A 13764-nucleotide genomic window follows, 5' to 3' on the forward strand; every position below is an offset into this window, starting at 1 on the left:
ACGGCAGCAGCATAAAACGGCAACGGTGCGTTCCACATCGCTGCCGTTCATTATTCATAATAAAAATTAATCAACATCCCCGTTTCGTCCTTTTCAGATACACTTTGCCGTGGAGTCTGCTATTATATAGAAAGGAGCCGAGCAATGTATAATTATAACATTCAATTTTTTCGAAATCGGATTGCCACCCCAATCGCTATGCCGAAGTGTAAGGCGTGGCGAACCGTGCTTATTTTTTCAATTATGAGTATCGCGTTTTTTTATTGCGTTTTATGCAGCACCTCATGCGCTTCGGTACAAACGGATATTCGTTATTCCGGTGATGCAGGCGCTATGCGCGAAAAGACACTTGAAACGCTTGAGGCCACTATTGTTTCGCAGAGGATACAATATAGTTCTGAACAAGTTAAACGAATACAAGCAGATATTGAAGCCTTGTTGCGGGAACCTTCTACCGATTCTTCATATTTGGCACGGCTATATGCTTTTTCTGCAGACGTATACTTATTACAACGGCAACCTAACGAAGCGCGTAAGCAGTTAGCTGCGGCCAAGCAACAAAATGAATATGATGAATATGTGCAATTGGTTTCAGCTCGTCTTATTTCCGATCCGGAAAAACGGAGAGCATATTTGGAAGAGCGACTCGTACAAAATCCTACCTATTATCGGCTGAAGGCGGAGCTCGGAGGACTTTATTTCGCAGCACAGGATTATCGGAATGCACTCGCAGCCTTTGACGCTTCTCTTTCATTTTTACCCGAAGGGTACCGACAGCTTTACGGCAAACAGCGAGAGCAGAGTTTACAGCTCTATACAATAGACGGAGCTTCCATTCGGAAATCTTCTGAAAAGATATTACAAACTCCTCAACTTTCATTAGTAGAAATGGCAACGCTTACGCAAGATTCTACGAATGCACTGGATTTTATAACCGGTACGGCGGAATGGAAACCACCGCTACTCGCCGAATATCTGCAAAAAGATGGGTGGTACCATCCGGAGCGTAATGTTTTGAAGGATCTTGCGTCGAAAAAAGATGCCGCACTGTTTTTATGGCACTTGATTGTCGGTAATGATGAAAGTCGGTTGAAGAGATACACGCGCTATTATACCAGTAAACGGCGGCTCCCCATCCCCGATGTGATGATGGACGGGGTTTATTTTGACGCGATAGTCGGTACGGTAGAAGAAGACGTCGTGCCGCTTACAGACGGCAAAAACTTTGAACCCAACAAACCGGTTAGCGGCATGGAGTTTTATCGCTGGCTTTTAAAAGCTGATGCCCTCCGCTGAATACCAGGGCGGTCGAATCAGAAACTTCTTATATCTTTTCTCTTAGAACCATCGCTTTCTGTGACAGTTCTAACTCGACTGCCCGTCTTTCCTAAAAAAGTACAAAATTTCATTTAAAAAAATTGTACACAAAAAGAAGATAGACTGGTTTTTTATTATTTTTTCGGTTATACTGAAAACCATGGAAGCCATGGATATTTTAAAGCCGCTTTTAGAAAAAGGACTGTTAAAGGAAAGCCTTACTTTGGCAGAAAGCGAAGGTAAAGAACTAAGCAAAATTAGCCATGAAGGGCTTAATTTTGTAACAGCCTCTATATTAGCTGATGTCCCATCTGTTGAAAAGACCGAACTGATTAGAAAAACCGGCGCTTTTTTCTCTGCCGAGGATTATTGCAATTTATTAAATGAAAAGGTATTTACCATTCACCCCGTAACTCGCGACCGGTTAAAAGATCAGGGGGTATTATTAACTGATGAAAATATGAAGCAATACTATGCATGGTATAATATTTTTGACATTGCCTTCCCGTGGCTTCCATTATCGGTATTTGAAGACCTGGTAGTTTATCTACGGGATGAAAAGAGGCTTGTTTTAGATAAAGAAACGCGAGAGCTAGTAAAAGAAAATTTTCTAAATTCCAAACGCTACTCCGAACGGGAGCTAGATCGTTTATTCGAATCACCTATCTTTGATAATGAATTTTAATCCGGGTAGCGGTATAAACACATCAGATGCTATTCTACGATATTGATGTAGTAGCCATCTGATGTGGAAATCCTTCTCCTAAAATCGATATTTCCCGACTCAGAGCGTTGGGGGCGTAAACCATCTGCACGAACGGGCAGCTCAGATTTATTTTTTACCAGCCTGTACGAGTGTTACCACTGCCGTTACAATAATATCTTCGGTCGAACAGCCACGGGATAGATCCGATAAGGGTTTTGCGAATCCCTGCATAAAGGGGCCATAAGCATCGGCTTTTGCAAAGCGCTGAACCAACTTATATCCGATATTTCCGGAATTAAGCTCGGGGAATATCAACGTATTTACCTTATCGCGGATAGGGCTACCGGGCGCTTTTCTATCAGTGACTTCCGGTATGAGTGCGGCATCAAGTTGCAACTCACCGTCATAGCAGAAATTTACCTTTCGCTCATCCAACAACTTAACAGCTTCACGTACTTTAATGAGGCTCTCATCTTTATCGCCGCCTGAACCCTTCGTCGAATATGAAAGAAGCGCAACAACAGGCTCATGCCCGACAAAAGCACGATAACTTTCAGCAGCCGCAGTTGCGATATCCGCTAACTGTTCGGCGGTGGGGTTAGGAATAACTGCGGAATCCGAGAAAATCAATACCCCGTTCGTTCCCCATTCGGTACTTTTGGTATCCACGATAAAGCAAGAGGAGGCGGTCTTAACCCCTTTCTTTACTCCGACAATGGTAAGTCCTGCACGCAGTACATTTGCCGTTGTATTCTCCGCACCGGCAACCATTGCATCGGCTTTATCCTGTGCCAGCATCATTGCCGCAAACCGTAAGGGATCGTGCATCTCCTTTTTTGCTTCTTCAGGGGTCATTCCCTTAGCCTTCCGCTTTTCGTATAACGCTGCAGCAAAATCTTCCGTCCATTCGGAATGCTCCGGATCGATAATAGTAAACCCATTGGTTAACACACCTAACTTTTTACAAGCCCCCTCGACCTCAGCCTTCTTTCCAACTAAAAATAATTCCGCGGGAATCTGCATATCAACCAGCGCACGAGCCGCACGTAGGGTACGAGATTCCGTCGCTTCAGGCAAAACCAAGCGATTGTGATATTCTTTCGCTTTGTCTTTCATTATTTGAACAAACCGCATAATAAACCTCCAAGTCACAAATGTAGGCTCGAGTGTACTATTTTACCGCCTTTTCTGCAAGGCGCGCGTTCAATTGACCAAGAGTTTCTTTTTTCGTACATTATAACAGTGAATACAAATTATGACATTATCGTTATCGGTGCCGGCGCGGCGGGTATGGCTGCGGCGCAATATGCGTGCCGATCAAACTTAAAAGTATTGGTGCTGGAAGAAAAAGCGCCGGGCGGACAGGCTGTTTTAATCGATTCGCTCGAAAATTATCCCGGATACGCGGAACCGGTTAACGGCTTCGACTTTGCTGAAAATATGCGTAAACAAGCGATAGGCTTCGGTGCAGAGTTTGCGTCCGATAAGGCGGAAGCCGTTACAAAAAACGGAGATAAAACTTTTACCGTGCGAACCGCCGGGACAACCTACACGGCGCTTGCCGTCATCCTTGCGACGGGGGCGGAGCATCGCAGCCTCGGTGTAAAGGGAGAAAAAGAACTGCAAGGCAAAGGTGTTTCGTACTGCGCTACCTGCGACGGCCCCTTCTTTCGGAACAAACATATCGTTGTAGTCGGCGGAGGGGATGCCGCTTGCGATGAAGCGCTCTTTCTTGCCAATCTGACGGATACCGTTACGATGGTGCACCGCCGTGACACCTTCCGTGCGCAAAAAGTGCTCGTTACCCGAACATTGAACAATCCTCATATAACCGCGGTATTTGATACGACCGTCACGGAGATTAAAGGAACCGATAAGGTAACGGACGTTGTACTGCGGAACGTAAAAACGCAGGAGGAGCGGGAACTTGCCTGTGATGCAGTCTTCTTTTTTGTCGGCATGAATCCCAGAACGGAATTATTCCCCGACGCAACAAAGGATGCAACAGGATATATCGTTACCGATGAGGATATGCGTACCTCTATCGAAGGGCTTTATGCGGCGGGCGATGTGCGCGCAAAGTCTTTCCGGCAGGTAGTTACCGCAGTTGCGGACGGCGCGATTGCCGCTCATACGGCTGCAGCTTACATCGATACCCTGCGCAGTTAACCGCTTTGCATCGTAAACATCTTTTTGCCGCAGTCCTATTCGGCGTCGCGCTGCTGGTAGTACCGCAGTTCAACACTCAACTGAATGCTCAAACTCAAGTCGCCGGTCTTAAACCCCTGCCTGACTTTTACGACCCCGTACCCGCCGCGGAACTGGCCGGCCGGATTACGGAGGCAATGACCGACGAAGAGCTGCTGTCCCAAACGTTCATGTTCGGATGGGCGGGGCAGGCGCCGACCGACCTTTTAATGAGCTGGATTACCGAGCGGAGTCTCGGCAGTATCAAAATATTCGGCTGGAATACTGAGGACAGCGTTGAACTTGCGAAGGCAATCAGCCTTTTACAAAAAAAAGCCAATAGTACCCGCTTCCGTATCCCGCTCTTTGTTGCAACCGATCAGGAAGGCGGCTGGATACGCCACGTTAAAGGACGTACGTCGGAAACACCAGGCAATCTCGCCATCGGCGCCTCCGGTTATCCGATAGACGCCTACTACGAAGGTTTTTATATTGCCCGAGAGCTTTCAGCGCTTGGCATCAATCTCAATTTTGCACCGACGGTAGACCTCTATACCAACCATGAATCTTCCATTATAGGGCCGCGCTCCTTCGGACAATCGCCGGAGGCGGCGGGAATTTTAGCACGCGCCTTTGTGCAGGGGAGTAAAAAAGCAGGCGTACTGACAACCGCCAAGCATTTTCCCGGACATGGAGACACCGCGCTTGACAGCCACGGCAAGCTACCGAGTATTGCCATCTCCAAAGAGACCTTTTACAACCGCGAACTGGTTCCGTTTCAGTACCTTATCGAAGCGGAGGTACCGGCAATTATGACCGGACATTTACACTTTCCCGCCGTATCCGAACACGGAGAGCCTGCCTCATTCTCTCAGTATTTACTGCAAACCGTGCTGCGCGGCCAGCTCGGGTTTAAAGGTTTGGTTATCACCGACGATATGATGATGCACGGAGCCATCCGCTATGCCGGTACGGTTGCCAAAGCAGTACAACTTGCGCTTGAGGCCGGAAACGATATTATCGAATCTTCTACCACGCCGCGCCTCTACGATGCATTTTGGACGGAAAATTTACAGCGGATGCAAACCAACGAAGCATTCAGGCTGCGAGTTAAAGATGCGGCGCGCAGAATTATCGAAACCAAACTCCGGTATTTTAAAAACGGCAATGCGGTACCGCTGTATCCCGATGTGTATGCTATTCCCGAAAAACTGCCCGATGCCGAAGGACAGGCATTCTTTCTTTCTCTTGCCGCACGGGCGATTACCGTTGTTCGCGGCAAATACATTCCGTATACAATAAAACCGGGCGAAAAGATATTACTTGCCGGTTCGTATTCCGCTTTTTTACAGGCAGGCTTAAAACGCTTTCCCGCCGCCAAAACGAGTAATCTGTCGGACGGCATTTTTACCAAGGCGGCTGCAAGTGATACTGTCATCTTCTGCCTTGCAAACGATTCATCGCTCCAAGTATTACAGCAGCTCTATAAAGCCTATCCTAACAAACGATATATTATTTTCTCCTGCCTTTCGCCGGTGTTTCTATCCGGTATCCCGGAGATACCCACGGCGATTGCTCTTTACAGCTACGCGCCGGTCTCGTTTACCGCGGGTTTCGGAGCATTGCTCGGCGATTTTAAACCGCAGGGGCATCTCCCGCTTGACGGTATCAATTAAGTACGCAACAGAAAAATACCGATATATGAGATATGGCTCATTGTATTGTTCCCACAGCGGAAGAAATTCTTGATAAAGAATATAAGGTGTTGGACAAAGGCTTTGTCCGGTTGGTTGATTATCTCGGCGGAGATGCGCGTATTGTACAAGCGGCACGGGTGTCGTATGGAGATGGCACGAAAAGCGTTCGCGAAGATGCGGGGCTGATTGATTACCTGTTACGGCATCAGCATACGTCCCCATTTGAGCAGGTTGTGCTGACCTTCCATATAAAAATGCCGATTTTTGTTGCGCGGCAATGGGTGCGACACCGTACGGCACGGCTCAACGAAATTTCCGGGCGGTATTCGATTATGCGGGATGAATGTTATCTGCCTGCGTCCGAGGATATCGCGTTCCAAAGTACGGATAACCGGCAGGGACGTATGAGCGAACCCGCTCCGCTTGAGGTGAGAACCCAGATACGGGATACCCTGCAGGCACAGCAGGAGACCGCCTATCGTGAATACAGTGCCCTTATCGATACAAAACTGGCGCGGGAACTTGCCCGTATCAATTTACCCCTTTCAGCATACACGGAAATGTATTGGCAAATCGATTTACACAACCTCTTTCACTTCTTAAAGCTCCGTTGTGATAGCCATGCTCAAAAGGAAATCCGTGATTACGCCTTTGTGCTGCTGGAGATTTGCCGAAGCGTGGCTCCACTTGCAACAAAATCTTTTGAAAAGCATATCTTAACCGGTGTGCATCTTTCCGGCTCCGAATTGGAAGCCGTGCGCAATCTGCTGCAAGGCAAAGAAAGTGGGCTTAAAGGCAAAGAGCTCGAGCGCTTTGAAGAGAAAATCCGTTCTGGCGAACAGTTATAAGAGAAACAGGATAATCGCATTAGACTATTTTTTTAATCTTGTAGGATAAACGCCCCCTGCGCAGAGCGCTAGGGTATTAACTCCTCCACACATGAATAAAGAGGCGCTTTTGATATAAAAAGAAAAAGGGAGCCGGTTTTACTTACAAACGCGGCTCCCTTTCCTCACTTACCCTATAGTTGTATTTAATTATTCTTCTTTACCTTCTCTTCCGTAACATAGCTTTTTTCGAAACCTTCAATTTTCTTGATACTATTCAGCCAATAATTTGCTTCGGTGTTATTGGTAAATGGGCCGACTCTTACACGGTGTGTTAATCCGGAAGGTGTCTCTTTAGTAAAGATTTCGACCTTCATGTGCTGCGCAGCAAGTTTATCCCGTGCACGTTCAGCGTTAATCCTGCTTGCAAGTGAAGCGGTCTGAACCCAGTAGAGAGTCTGAACCTGCGGTGCAGCTGGCTTAACTGATGTTTTCGCCTTAGGCTTAACGGTAACTGAAGCACCTGATTTTGTAGATTTTTTTTCTTCTACAGGTTTCGGCTGATTTTGCACTGCTGCTGCTATCTGCGGCTGCGCGGAGGCATCTTCTCTTTTTGCAGGGGCAGGTCGCTCCTCCGACTGTTCCGGAGCGGTATCAATACCGATCTGTTCCGCTAATTCTTTCGGCAAGCCGGAGACATCGGCATCACCCGCCTGTACGGTTAAATCGGAAACGTCAATCCCGTTTGTTTGGGCGCTCTGCCCATCAGTCGAAATGATATTTAGATTATTCAGATTGATAATATTCCCGGCAGCAGCGGGTGCATTTCTATCTAATCCCGCGACCCTATCAGGCTCTCGCGCCCATGCATCAGGATCTACATTAAGAGCATTCCCAGATGCTTCATACGGAATAGTTTCACCTCCGCCCTGCGCCGATGCGCTATTTCGAGACGGTGAATATAAAAACAGTGCAATACCGAAAATAATCAATACGAATAAGCTTACCGAAAGGATAACCCATAAGATTTTCTTTTGTTCCATAGCTGTCCTCAAAAACCCTTTTCGCGCAGCACACGCTCGATTTTTTTCCGTAGAGACTGCACGGAACGAGCGTTTACCACGCTTACAATATCGGCATTTTGCGAAAGGTATTGAGCAAAGAAATCTCTTTGCTGCAAAAAACGGGTAATTAACCGGCAAAGTGGAATAGCATCTCGTCTTTTACCCCTTATAAGCCTGATAAAGAACGGCGCTTTAATGTAAAGGATAAACGAACATTCCGGCGTTAGGGAGGTCTTATGCAGCGTCGGTGCGTTAAGGACAATCGGCCTATTCGGCTGCTCGGTTAAAGCAGTATTAATAATATTTCGGATACGTGCTTCAATTTTGGGAAGAATAAACGCCTCGTGTTCCGCCAGCAAAGGCGGTTCCGAAAAAAGTAGAATACTCAAGGCCTTTCTATCCAATGAACCGTTCTGCCCCCGCAGCTGCAAATCTCGTTTTTCGGCATAAGGAGCAAAACGGGCTATCACAGCCTCGCTTTGTTCCTGCAAAACCTCATGAGTAACTTTATCGGCATCGATAACGATACATCCTTTTTCTTTAAGGAAATCTGCAACAAGATTTTTCCCCGCGCAGGACTGTCCTGCGAGTCCGATAAGGTTAGCTATCTTTTGTGGCATTCATTCTTACTTAATCAAGATAAATTCGACGCGACGGTTTTTCCACCAATTATCCCGATCCGAAAGCGATGCAATCGGCTTTGTACCACCGATACCAACTGACGACAGTCGACCGCGCGCAACGCCTTTTTCAATTAAGAACCTACGGACAGCATCGGCACGCGCTCCCGAAAGCGGAATAAGATCTTCTCTTTCTTCGCGTTCCGTTCCGCTTGTATTATTTGCATGCCCTTCAACCTGTACCTTATATTCAGGGAATTTGTTCAAAATCTCTGCGATACGGGTTAACACCTTGATATTCCGATCAACAACGTTTTGTTCAAGTTCATTAAAGTCGGCAGCGTTTTTTCTAAAGATAATAGAAGGAACTGCAATCTTCAATTTATCGCCATCACGGATAACCAACACATCAATCGGGATATAGCCTTTCACAACGGAGATCTGCCCGACTTCATCGGTTACGGTAAAGGTATACGGGTAGTCGGTAGCTGATTGTACGGTTTCGCCTTTTAACGAGCGGCCATCCCAAATAATTTGCTCGGTTATCTTATCTTTTCCACCGGTACTCCAGAACAGCTTATTGCCAGTATCTTCCGGTTCACGGATTTCAAATGACCATTGTTTTAATGGTGTATCCGACTTTGCAGACAGGTTAATAAAGAGTTCGTCTTCGTTGCCGTCGTTATCGGGACTAAAATATTTGGGTGCCATTGTAACACCAAGTACAGGAGCTTTTGTCGAAGAAACAAACGGAGCGGTACTGACAACCAGTTCATCGCCTTTCGTATACAAGAGAGAAAGCTCTGCAATAAAAGTACCAGCCGCAACCCTACCTGTATCAGATTTACCGTCCCATTGAAGGGAAGAAGCAAAGGCATTACCTTTTTCCGACGACCATGTCTTTACCGGGGTAGCAATGCTGTTATCTGCCGATTTTATTGCAATCGACCATGCAGCAAGGCCATCTTTAAGCGTCGTATGAACAGTCAAAGTTTGCGTATCTTTTATTCCGTCTCCGTTAGGCGAAAATGCCGGTAATTCCGCAGTGATATATGCCTTAGGCACACGCGAATCAATCACAATATTATCAAGAAACTTGATTGTCCTGTTACCGGCAAGGTCTTGCGCAAAAATAGTATAGCGGTAAGTTCCGTCGGGTACTTTATTTCCGGAAGTATCGGTTCCGTCCCACACAAAATCGGTAGCCTGTCCTTCCCATGCGAAGTTCCGCATCTCCCTATTACCGGATCCGGTAATACTACCCGTCCACAAGTTTTCTACAGAAGCCCTTTGTGTTACGGGTAAATTCGGACGTTTTGCCGTACTATCCGTCGAGAATACCAAATAAGGCGCAGAAATTTCTACTTCGGGATATTTTGTATCAAGCATAATTTCGGGAAGAGTCGATTTTGCCGTCTGCCCGTTGGTGAGTGTTACGTCGATAGCGGCAGAGTATGAACCGTCTGCACAGAGTCGACCTTTTGTATCCCCCGTATCTGCAATACCATCCCAACTGATTGATGCTGGAGGCACGCCATTCCCTGCAAGCGTTTTTACGGCGGCGCCTGTTGTATCGTAGATTCCGAAAGTATAGGATGCGGCAGCGGTATTCGACTTCAGTTTTGGTGAAAATACAATGGTATCCTGCACACCGTCTTTATTCGGTGAGAATGCCAACATATTTGCGGATAAGATAACATTCGCCTTTTCGGTATTCAGCTCGACTGAAACGGGCTCCGAATATCCGGTATTACCGGCATCATTTTTACCTACTAAGCGATAGGCGTACTTTCCATCCGCAAGCAGGGCGCCGGAATTGTCCCGTCCATCCCAAGCAAAATTCGCAGCATTATCTTTTGTAATTGCGAAACTGCGTACCGGCTTACCACTCATATTTCCGGCGGCGTCAAGCGCATAAATTTCTGCTGCCCAAGTATCGCCGGCGCTCATTTGCTGTGTAAAGGTAACCGTATCAAGCTTTCCGTCTCCGTCCGGTGAGAAAATAGCGGTCGAAGCCGTTACCGTTGCCTTAGGAGCGGTAACATTGAGGGCAAAAACAGGCGAGGTTTCGCTCGGTGCATATCCGTTTATATACTGGGCGGAAAGCACTGCTTTATAATTGCCTTCCGGCAACACCTTTCCGCTTTTATTTTTCCCGTCAAAGGTGATGGGAGCGATGCGGGCATCGGTTATCGTATGCACCGTTGTTCCTTTTGCATTTTGAATATCGATTTTCCATTCCTGTAAGCCTGTTTGAACAGGGATTGTCGGTGAGAAGGTGATAGTATCCTTCACACCGTCCCCATTCGGGGAAAAGGCATTAGCGCTGATGGAAATACCGACTGAAGGTTTAATAGTGTCTACGATGATATTGGGGACAGACTGTGATGCGCTGTTTCCTGCGCGGTCGGTAGCGGCAATTTTATAGGTGTAAATACCGTCAGGCACGAACTCACCTGCATTGTTTTTTCCGTCCCAAAGGAAGTCGGAAGGCGCCGCCTTTACGATATCAGCAGTGCGCACAACCTTATTTCCGGCATCGGTAACGGTTACCGTCCACTTATCTTCAACGGAACCACTTTGCTTGATAAGGAACGTATCCTTATTTCCATCTCCGTCAGGGCTGAAAATCAACGCATTTTGTCCGGTAGGAAGCGTAACGGTAATCATCGGTGGCGTATTATCAACCACCACGGCATACCGTTCGGTTTTTGCCGTGTTATTATTATCGTCGGAAGCCGTAAGCGTAAAATAGTAGGTTCCATCTGGCGCTACCGAACCGGAGTCAAGCATACCGTCCCACCGCAGTGTTTTCGGTATTTCAACGCCGGACTTTGGTTTCGTCAGCAGTTTCAAGAATGATTTTCCGCTCAGCTGTGGACGAGCTTCTTTATTTGCGATTGTGCGGACATGCTCTCCTTTTTCATTCTCAAAAACACATTCCCATGACATCACATAGCGTTCATCAGTAATTGATAACGGAATTTCTAGTACATCTTGCACGCCGTCGTTATTGGGAGAAATATATTTAGTCTCAGGATAACTAATACTAATAACAGGTGCAGCCGTATCGGTTTTCCCAACTTTCGCATTTACCCCTGCACCGATTACCCAGATATTATTATATAAAGGTTTAACGGCGACCTGTGGGGTAATATCGCTTTGCTCCCATGCATTCATCTCGTTCGCATCTTTTGATTTAATTTTAATTGTACAAGCAAGACCGAATGAGGGTATATAAGTTTGCCGGTGATTCAGTGTTTCAACCAGATTAAAGTTCCAACCGGTTTTAAAGGTAACCATGTCGGCAAACTTCATATGCAACCCTGCATCAAAAACAACGTTTTGGAATGTCGGAAAAGACAGATCAAAAGCCATACCAAGCTTAAAGTTTTTCACCGAAATAAAAGTGGTTGCGAAACCGACACGTGGCGTAAACATACCGGTAAAACCGCTTGTATTCGCCATCCCCTTAATACCGCCCCTACCGGCGTTGTATGGTTTACCCATTCCGGTAATTGAAGCGCCGACTTTTGAATCCTTCGCAAATCCGAGGTCACCAAACCGATACAGTACACCGATGTCGGCGCCGACACCCCAACCGGTACCGACAATACCATAGAGCCCGATACCAAGCGCCAGCTTATCCGTTAAATCCTTTGAATACGAAAGCCGCATCGAAGCGGCGGTACCCCATTGCAGTGAAGCAAACGACGAATTAAAAAAATGAACATCGGCAGCAATCACGCCCCACCGAGCGGGATATAAGAAATCGATATTTGCCAAATGCCCCTTCCATCCAAAATCACCGGCAGTACCTTTATTAAACCCGATAACAGCGGCATAAGAAAGATCAAAAATGACCCGCTGTTCATACGCCGAAAGGGCAGGGTTTGTTGCCAACTCGGCAGGATTCCCATCTCCGAACGGTCCTCCGGTTGCGCTTGTCTGACCACCCAGTAAATCGGGAGAAAAGAACGTATTAGCAGATTCCCCTCCAATAGGCGGGTTATAAGCAAACAAGAATGTATATGTACACAATAATGCACATAAAGAGAACACAATTCGTTTCACAAAAGCCTCCTCAATAGGATACCTTCAAAAACTTCAACTATTAGAGATATCCGCATGTTGTTTAGTAATAATTACCTATTTTAAAACGGAGAAGGGATTGATCAATCTCCCATTTTTATAAATAGACAAATGTAAATGAGGCCCCGTAGAATATCCGGTATTACCGACCGCCCCCACGGCCGCACCCTGTGTAACATACTGCCCTCGCTTTACATAAATCGCAGATAAATGACCGTAAAGAGACTGATAGCCTCTATCATGAGTAATAATGATATAATTACCAAAAATACGATTAAACCCCGTTTCGGCAATCCTTCCGTCGAGTGTTGCCTTAACGGATGTCCCTATCGGTGCTGCCAAATCAACGCCTGAATGAAAACTTCGTACCCCTGTAAAGGGATCGCTCCGGTATCCAAACGGTGAGGTAAGTCTACCGCGTATCGGATAGATAAATAGTTCACCAAGCGCTTTCCGCAGCTCAAAAGACGAAAGCGCCGCACCGGGAATAAAAAGCTTTTGTCCGACGGACAGGGTTTCCTGCGTTAAATCGTTCGCATCGAGCAAAACGGTAACGCTTACGTTATGCGCAGCAGCGATGCCCGCAAGGGTTTCGTTCTTTTTAACCGTGTACAAAAGACCGTCCGTCGAAGGTACCCGTAATACCTGCCCGGCACTGATTCGACGGGCGTTATCGATGTTATTTACCGACAACAGCGTTCCGAAATTCCGTAATCCGGCCCGGGAAGCAATACCGCTGACAGTATCTCCCTTTCTCACCGTATAATCTTTAAACGTTACCGCCGAAACATAACCATCTGAAGCAGGCACAGCTCCTTGATCGGTAAAGGTTTCCTGTTCGGGGAAAATATATGAATGCAGCGCACGCCCAAACGAAGGCTCCTCACCAAAGCTCAATGTACGGATGGAATAAGCACCGGCACCACCGCGCAACAGCGGAAGCGCTAACACTGCATATAGAATACTGAAAACCAGCAAAAAAGGCAAAGGATTAAACCGTATACGCGGTATAGCCCTGTTAGAAGCGGTCCGCGGTTTTGTATACGGTACCTCCCCTCCGCTAAAACCGGAGAAAAAACGCATATCGGCCACAACCGCTGCCTGCTGCGCCTGTCTTCCTATATATTCATTTCTATGCTTTACCTGAACGGCAAATGACATCGGATCGCTTTGCAACAAGTCCATATCGGACGCATGATACGTTATTATATCCATAGTTACACTATCGGCAAAAAACCGGAAGACAAAAGACCT

General features: G+C 46.7%; 10 protein-coding genes. 5 read left to right on the forward strand and 5 right to left on the reverse strand.

Annotation, left to right across the window (positions count from 1 at the left end):
- The first annotated feature begins 144 nt into the window (after positions 1 to 144).
- Together E4N69_RS12050 and E4N69_RS12055 are read left to right on the forward strand one after the other, a co-directional pair.
- Positions 145 to 1296, forward strand: coding sequence for a tetratricopeptide repeat protein (locus E4N69_RS12050; RefSeq protein WP_253823979.1), 1152 nt, complete (start codon positions 145 to 147; stop codon positions 1294 to 1296).
- Positions 1297 to 1477: 181 nt separating this feature from the next.
- Positions 1478 to 2002, forward strand: a complete 525-nt coding sequence (locus tag E4N69_RS12055; protein ID WP_162664597.1) for a hypothetical protein — start codon at positions 1478 to 1480, stop codon at positions 2000 to 2002.
- A gap of 147 nt (positions 2003 to 2149) precedes the next feature.
- Here E4N69_RS12055 and pta read toward each other — a convergent pair whose 3' ends face one another.
- Positions 2150 to 3157, reverse strand: a complete 1008-nt coding sequence (gene pta, locus E4N69_RS12060; protein ID WP_253714617.1) for a phosphate acetyltransferase — start codon at positions 3155 to 3157, stop codon at positions 2150 to 2152.
- Positions 3158 to 3265: 108 nt separating this feature from the next.
- Here pta and trxB point away from each other — a divergent pair, with 108 nt between their 5' ends.
- From trxB to thyX, 3 genes are read left to right on the forward strand one after another with little or no spacing between them, the layout of a single operon-like run.
- Positions 3266 to 4192 (forward strand): thioredoxin-disulfide reductase, encoded by a 927-nt coding sequence (gene trxB, locus E4N69_RS12065; protein ID WP_253823980.1) that lies wholly within the window; start codon positions 3266 to 3268, stop codon positions 4190 to 4192.
- A gap of 5 nt (positions 4193 to 4197) precedes the next feature.
- A complete protein-coding gene (locus E4N69_RS12070) occupies positions 4198 to 5886 on the forward strand; it encodes a glycoside hydrolase family 3 protein (RefSeq protein WP_253823981.1) in 1689 nt (562 codons plus the stop codon).
- Positions 5887 to 5918: 32 nt separating this feature from the next.
- On the forward strand, positions 5919 to 6755 hold the full coding sequence (gene thyX / locus E4N69_RS12075) for an FAD-dependent thymidylate synthase (protein ID WP_253823982.1): 837 nt from the start codon (positions 5919 to 5921) through the stop codon (positions 6753 to 6755).
- A 185-nt stretch (positions 6756 to 6940) separates the two neighbouring features.
- Here the strand turns inward: thyX and E4N69_RS12080 are convergent, their stop codons facing one another.
- The 4 genes from E4N69_RS12080 to E4N69_RS12095 all read right to left on the reverse strand — a co-directional run bounded on the left by E4N69_RS12080 (position 6941) and on the right by E4N69_RS12095 (position 13725).
- Entirely contained in the window at positions 6941 to 7777 is an 837-nt protein-coding gene (locus E4N69_RS12080) for an SPOR domain-containing protein (protein ID WP_253823983.1), read from the reverse strand.
- Positions 7778 to 7785: 8 nt separating this feature from the next.
- A complete protein-coding gene (coaE, locus tag E4N69_RS12085; RefSeq protein ID WP_253823984.1) occupies positions 7786 to 8418 on the reverse strand; it encodes a dephospho-CoA kinase in 633 nt (210 codons plus the stop codon).
- Between the two features lie 6 nt (positions 8419 to 8424).
- Positions 8425 to 12492: a FlgD immunoglobulin-like domain containing protein gene (locus E4N69_RS12090; protein ID WP_253823985.1), complete on the reverse strand. Its 4068-nt coding sequence runs from the start codon at positions 12490 to 12492 to the stop codon at positions 8425 to 8427.
- A gap of 75 nt (positions 12493 to 12567) precedes the next feature.
- Complete coding sequence (locus E4N69_RS12095) at positions 12568 to 13725, reverse strand: peptidoglycan DD-metalloendopeptidase family protein (RefSeq protein WP_253823986.1); 1158 nt, start codon at positions 13723 to 13725, stop codon at positions 12568 to 12570.
- Positions 13726 to 13764: the final 39 nt, after the last annotated feature.

The sequence above is a fragment of the Treponema sp. OMZ 906 genome, assembly GCF_024181185.1.
Lineage (GTDB): Bacteria > Spirochaetota > Spirochaetia > Treponematales > Treponemataceae > Treponema.

Coding starts and splice junctions, on each gene's coding strand:
- E4N69_RS12050 (WP_253823979.1), top strand. CDS start 145: ATGTATAATTATAACATTCAATTTTTTCGAAATCGGATTGCCACCCCA.
- E4N69_RS12055 (WP_162664597.1), top strand. CDS start 1,478: ATGGAAGCCATGGATATTTTAAAGCCGCTTTTAGAAAAAGGACTGTTA.
- pta (WP_253714617.1), bottom strand. CDS start 3,157: ATGCGGTTTGTTCAAATAATGAAAGACAAAGCGAAAGAATATCACAAT.
- thyX (WP_253823982.1), top strand. CDS start 5,919: ATGGCTCATTGTATTGTTCCCACAGCGGAAGAAATTCTTGATAAAGAA.
- E4N69_RS12080 (WP_253823983.1), bottom strand. CDS start 7,777: ATGGAACAAAAGAAAATCTTATGGGTTATCCTTTCGGTAAGCTTATTC.
- coaE (WP_253823984.1), bottom strand. CDS start 8,418: ATGCCACAAAAGATAGCTAACCTTATCGGACTCGCAGGACAGTCCTGC.
- E4N69_RS12095 (WP_253823986.1), bottom strand. CDS start 13,725: ATGGATATAATAACGTATCATGCGTCCGATATGGACTTGTTGCAAAGC.